The organism is Albidovulum sp., assembly GCF_049646345.1.
Taxonomy (GTDB): domain Bacteria; phylum Pseudomonadota; class Alphaproteobacteria; order Rhodobacterales; family Rhodobacteraceae; genus Albidovulum.
The window spans coordinates 1-5,210 of sequence record NZ_JBARVQ010000220.1; the positions used below are offsets into that span (position 1 = coordinate 1).

A 5,210-nucleotide genomic window follows, 5' to 3' on the forward strand; every position below is an offset into this window, starting at 1 on the left:
GCACTATATGGAGCTGGCTTTGCCGGATCAGTAACCCATGCGCATGGTCACCCATGGCGATGTCGTGACGACCGCGCGGGCCGTCCGGCATCTCTGCCCCGAAGCGCGGCGGGATGAGATCCTGCGGCTTCTCGACCGCGCCCATGCGGCCGACCTGTTTCGCAAACGCACCGGAAAGCTGCACCCGTTCTGGGGCAATGGCAGTCTGCATGGGGCTATCGGTCGGGCGGCCGCGGCCGAGCCGTTCCTGTCCGACACTGGCTATCTGGAAGCCATGGCGGCCGTCATTGAAACACTTCTTGATTGGAAACATCGCAAAACTTGATAGGTCGTCGTCTTTCCAGTTCTGGTTTTGCACCCTATCTCTATCTGCTATAGATGACGCAAATCGGAGGGCGCATCATGGCCGAAACCAAAGCAAAATTTGCTCAAGTCGATCCGGTCTGGTCGCATATCTGCGAAGAGGCCCGCGCCGCCGTGCGCGATGAGCCGCTTCTGGGCGGGTTCATCCATTCCAGCATCCTGCATCATGCGACGCTGGAACGGGCGCTGGCCTACCGGTTCTCGCTGAAACTTGCCTCGGGCGAGATGAGCGAGCAGTTGCTGCGCGAAATTGCCGATGAGGCCTATACAACCGACCCGTCGCTGGGGCAGGTCGCGCGGGCCGATATCGTGGCGGTCTATGACCGTGATCCGGCCTGCCATCGGTTCATGCAGCCCCTGATGTTCTTCAAGGGGTTTCAGGCGGTGCAAGCCTATCGCATCGGCCACTGGCTGTGGAACAACGGTCGCCGCGATCTGGCCTATTTCGTGCAGATGCGGGTGAGCGAGATTTTCGGGGTCGATATCCATCCCGGTGCCCGGGTCGGGCAGGGGATCATGATCGACCATGCCCATTCCATTGTGATCGGCGAGACGGCGGTGGTGGGCGACAACGTCTCCATGCTGCATTCGGTGACGTTGGGAGGCACCGGCAAGGAGGAAGAGGACCGTCACCCGAAGATCGGTGACGGTGTCCTGATCGGCGCGGGCGCGAAGGTTCTGGGCAATATCAAGGTGGGCAATTGCAGCCGCATTGCCGCCGGGTCTGTCGTCTTGCAGGAAGTGCCGCCCTGCAAGACCGTCGCCGGGGTGCCCGCGCGCATCGTCGGAGAGGCGGGCTGCGATCAGCCGGCCCTGAGCATGGATCAGGTGATTACGGGCTCCGAATAGGGCTGGTCTCTGCGACGGCGTTGTTTTTGATCACATCGTTAGATACTTTTGGTTTGGTTGAACCTTTTGCAGCCATTGCCGCCCGAGTAACGCAAGTCCGACGGGACGGTCGGACGCGCACCCGGCGCGTCGCGCTTGTTTTCGGGTGAACGGGGCTTGTTGCGAACGTCCGCCCTCGTGCCGCAAAGCGGACCGATGCGGTATGCCTGAGTGCGCCCAATCATTCATGATACCGCGACCTGCGAAAAAACCGCGCCCGATATCCGAGGATTGGCTTTTGCGGGGGCAGACACGGTGAACGGCCCGCTCTGGCCTCAGAAACTCTCCCACACATTCCGGCCGGTCGCATCCAGCCGTTCGGGCGAAGAAAAGAGCGATATGGTCATCGTCGCCCACCATGCGCCATTGCCCACCGGTTCCAGAATGCCAGCCTCCAGCTCATCGCGGATCGCGAATTCCGGGAGCCAGCTGACCCCGCCCCCCGCCAAAGTGCGGCGCTTCAGGGCCTCTGCCAGCGCATCCATATACCGGGTCGAAAGCGGCGGTGTGCGGTCGCCGATGGTCTGGTCAACCACGGTCCCAAGAAAGGTATTCGGATCGTAGGAGAGATAGGGGATCACCATGCTGCCACCGCCATCAAGGCTCCAGCCGTTCCGCCGCCTTGCCCCGGCCTCGGCCACCGGGATCAACTGTTCGGTGGCGATGTCCTTCCGGACAAAGCGCGTCTCATCAAGGATCGGCGCCACATCCTGATGCCGGTAATACAGCAGGAACTCGCAAGCCCCCTCGTTCAGAAGCTGGCAGCAGGTCGACAGACTATCCGAAATCACCCGGATGCGCAGCTCGGGATGGTGGCGTTCCAGTTCGGCGATGCGGGGTGAGAGGAAATTGACCGAAATCGTGTGAAGGGCCGCGAAGCGCTGGAACGTTGCATTGCCACGCGCCTGTTCGCGGATCGCCTGCCGCGCATCGGTGACCGTGGCGATGGTTTCCTGCGCGATGGGCAGGAACTGCCGCCCGGCATCCGAGAGCTGTACCGGATAGGTGGCCCGGTCGATCAGCGGCACACCGATCCAGTTTTCCAGCGATTTGATGCGGCGGGAGAAGGCCGATTGGGTGATGTTCCGCTCTTCCGCGGCACGAGTGAAGTTCAGCGTGCGCCCCAGACAGACGAAATCGCGCAGCCAGTTGATGTCCATCTTCGTCCCTTTCGGCCGCTAAGACCCCGAAAAACCGCAATCATGCGGGATTGGAATAGTTTGATGACATGTTTGAATTGGCGCGGGCTGACGTCAAGGGCCTAGGCTTCCCTTGGGTCCCGCCGCATCGCGGCCATGAGAAACCCCGCAATTCAAAGAATGAGGGCCGCGAACGGCCCCGCACCCAGCAACAAGGAGAGAGACATGAAGAAAACCTGGAAGGGAATGGCGACGGCCTCGGTCATCGCAATGGCGGCAGCCCTGCCGGCGGCAGCCGAAACCACGATCCGCCTGTCCACCTACGTGAACGAGGCCGATATCCGCTACGATGGCTTCGTCCATTTCGCCGAACTGGTCGCTGAAAAGACCGGCGGCAGCGTGAAGGTGGAAATCTTCCCGTCGGCCACGCTCCACGGCTGGTCCGAAGGCGTTGATGCCGTTCAGGGCGGCGTGTCGGACATGAGCTGGATCCCGGCCGATGAACGGCTGCCCTGCTACCGGGTGACATCGCTTTACCCGACAGCCGTCAACCTTGACGGCCAGATCGAGATGGATGCGGCCTATGCCGCGCTGGTCAAGGATGAGGCCGCGAATGTGAACCTCGTCCCGGTCTTCAACTCCAACTATTCCTACGATCAGGAATGGTGGTTCGAGGAACCGATCGCCGATCTTGGCGATCTTCAGGGCAAGCAGGTCCGCTCCATCGGCCCGCTTGTCAGCATGATGATCGAAACCTGGGGCGGTGCGCCGGTCTTTGTTGCACCGAAGGAAGTGTTCCAGTCCGCCGAGCGCGGCGTCGTTGACGGCATCAATATGGGGGTTGCGACCTATTCCAGCTGGAAGCTCTGGGATGTGATGCCCTACATGGTCAATGCGAGCCTTTTCTACGGCAATATCCAGTACATGATGAACAAGGAAAAGTTCGACGCGATGAGCGCGGATGAACAATCCGCCGTCATGGCCGCTGCCAAGGAAACCGAGGAATGGCTGAAGCCGCGTTATGAGGACTGGGTCGACCTGCGCGTCGGCACGGCGGTACTGCGCGGCGGCGGTCAGGCCGTTTCCATCAGCCAGGACCAGCGCATGGCGCTGATCGATGGAGTGCAGGGCAAATGGGACGAAGAGGTCAACGCGGCCTGCGGTCAGGAAATGGCCGACAGCATCCGCGCGCTCTTTGCCCAGCACGCACCCTGATCTGCCAGGCATGCTCCGGTCCGATAGCGGGCCGGGGCAACTTCCGGGGGAGGCTTTCATGGAAACGGGACTGGACCGGCTGATTGGCCGGATTGAAAAGGCCGTGGTCTGGCTGACCGGGGCGGGGGCGGCGATCGTCCTGATCCAGATGTGCTGGATCACCTACGGGGTCTTCACGCGCTACGCGCTGGGGCGGCCCGACAGGATGGTGACCGAGGCGACGGCCCTGCTGCTGTTTCCGGTGGCATTCGCGGGGCTCGCCTATGCCTTGCGGGAAGATTCCTACCCCAAGGTCACGATGCTGACCGATCACCTCGCACCGCGCCTGCGCAAGGTGGCAGAGGTTTTCAACTACCTGATCATGCTGGGTGTCGGCGGCTTCTTTTCGCTGGCGGGCATCAGCGCGACCGTCCGGTCGTTCAATTCCGGCGCCTCGTCGGAAATCCTTCTGTGGCCGCGCTGGATCTTCTGGGCGCCGGGCGCGTTCGCGCTCTGCCTATTCACCTTCTATGCGGCCCTGCGGCTGGTCCGCATTCTGAAAACCCCGGCGGAGGGCTGAGACATGGAATGGTATCACGTCGGTCTCGGCCTTCTGGGGCTCCTCATGTTTTTCATCGCGGTCGGATTGCCGATCCCCTTCGCGCTAGCCGCCGCCTCGCTGCCGTTTCTGTGGAACATCCAAGGCTTTGATACGTCGGTCGTTTCGGCTGAGCTGAAGCTCTGGGGGGTCTGGATCGACTATATCCTGCTGGCGGTGCCTCTGTTCGTCTTTCTCGGTGAACTCATAGGGAAAAGCCGGATCGGGCCGAACCTTTACCAGTTCCTGCATCAGGGCGTGCGGATCCGGGGATCGGCCGCCTATGGCTCCATCGGGGCCTGCGCGGGCTTCGGCGCGGTCTGCGGGTCCTCCATGGTCGGTGCGCTGACCATTGGCGGCGTGGCTTTGCCCGAAATGCTGCGGCTTGGTTATGGCAAGCGCCTCTCGTCGGGGGTTCTGGCCGCCGGTGGCACGCTCAGCGTGCTGATCCCGCCCAGCCTGATCCTTCTCTTCTACGGTATCGTCACCGACCAGAGCATTGGCGATCTTTTCATCGCGGGCGTCATTCCGGGGCTGATCCTCGTCTCCAGCTTCTGCGTTGTCGTCATCATCTGGGGGATGCTGCGGCCCGGCGACATTCCCGACCGGGAAGAGGCGGTCAAGATGACCCTTTTCCAGATCGCGGCCACGGTCGGGCCCATCGCGCTGATCGGTCTGGTCATCACCGTCGCCATCTATGCCGGTATTGCCACTCCGACCGAAGCCGCCGCCGTCGCCGCGCTGTTGACCGTGATCCTCGCCTTCACCGTGGGGGGACTCGACTGGCGGGGCTTCGTCGATTCGCTTTTCTCCACCATGCGGACGATGGGCTATCTCGGGCTGCTTCTTTCGGCGGGCGTCCTCTTTGGCTTCGTCCTGACCTATTACCGGGTGCCGCAGCAATTCACCGAATTGTTCCTCTCGTTCGATCTTTCGCCCTACACGGTGCTGGCCATCGTCATCGTCTTCTACATCGCCCTTGGCATGTTCCTTGAGCCCGTCTCGATGACCTTCATCACGCTGCCCAC

6 protein-coding genes are annotated in these 5,210 nt (G+C 62.0%); 5 read left to right on the forward strand and 1 reads right to left on the reverse strand.

Annotated elements, in window-relative coordinates:
• Nucleotides 1-37: 37 nt before the first annotated feature.
• The gene (locus WBB85_RS05330) at nt 38-325 is read left to right on the forward strand and encodes a hypothetical protein (RefSeq protein ID WP_432637591.1); all 288 of its coding nucleotides are present in this window, start codon (nt 38-40) and stop codon (nt 323-325) included.
• A 77-nt stretch (nt 326-402) separates the two neighbouring features.
• Nucleotides 403-1,212: a serine O-acetyltransferase gene (cysE, locus tag WBB85_RS05335; protein ID WP_432637592.1), complete on the forward strand. Its 810-nt coding sequence runs from the start codon at nt 403-405 to the stop codon at nt 1,210-1,212.
• A 314-nt stretch (nt 1,213-1,526) separates the two neighbouring features.
• On the opposite strand, the gene WBB85_RS05340 is transcribed toward cysE, so the two are convergent.
• Nucleotides 1,527-2,411 carry a LysR family transcriptional regulator gene (locus WBB85_RS05340; protein WP_432637593.1) on the reverse strand — a complete coding sequence of 295 codons (885 nt, stop codon included), beginning with the start codon at nt 2,409-2,411 and terminating at the stop codon, nt 1,527-1,529.
• A 204-nt stretch (nt 2,412-2,615) separates the two neighbouring features.
• Between WBB85_RS05340 and dctP the strand changes: the two genes are divergently transcribed.
• From dctP to WBB85_RS05355, 3 genes are all read left to right on the forward strand, one after another.
• The gene (gene dctP, locus WBB85_RS05345) at nt 2,616-3,605 is read left to right on the forward strand and encodes a TRAP transporter substrate-binding protein DctP (RefSeq protein WP_432637594.1); all 990 of its coding nucleotides are present in this window, start codon (nt 2,616-2,618) and stop codon (nt 3,603-3,605) included.
• A gap of 58 nt (nt 3,606-3,663) precedes the next feature.
• Complete coding sequence (locus tag WBB85_RS05350; RefSeq protein ID WP_432637595.1) at nt 3,664-4,164, forward strand: TRAP transporter small permease; 501 nt, start codon at nt 3,664-3,666, stop codon at nt 4,162-4,164.
• 3 nt (nt 4,165-4,167) lie between these two features.
• A partial coding sequence (locus tag WBB85_RS05355; RefSeq protein ID WP_432637596.1) for a TRAP transporter large permease occupies nt 4,168-5,210 on the forward strand: 1,043 nt, incomplete at its 3' end.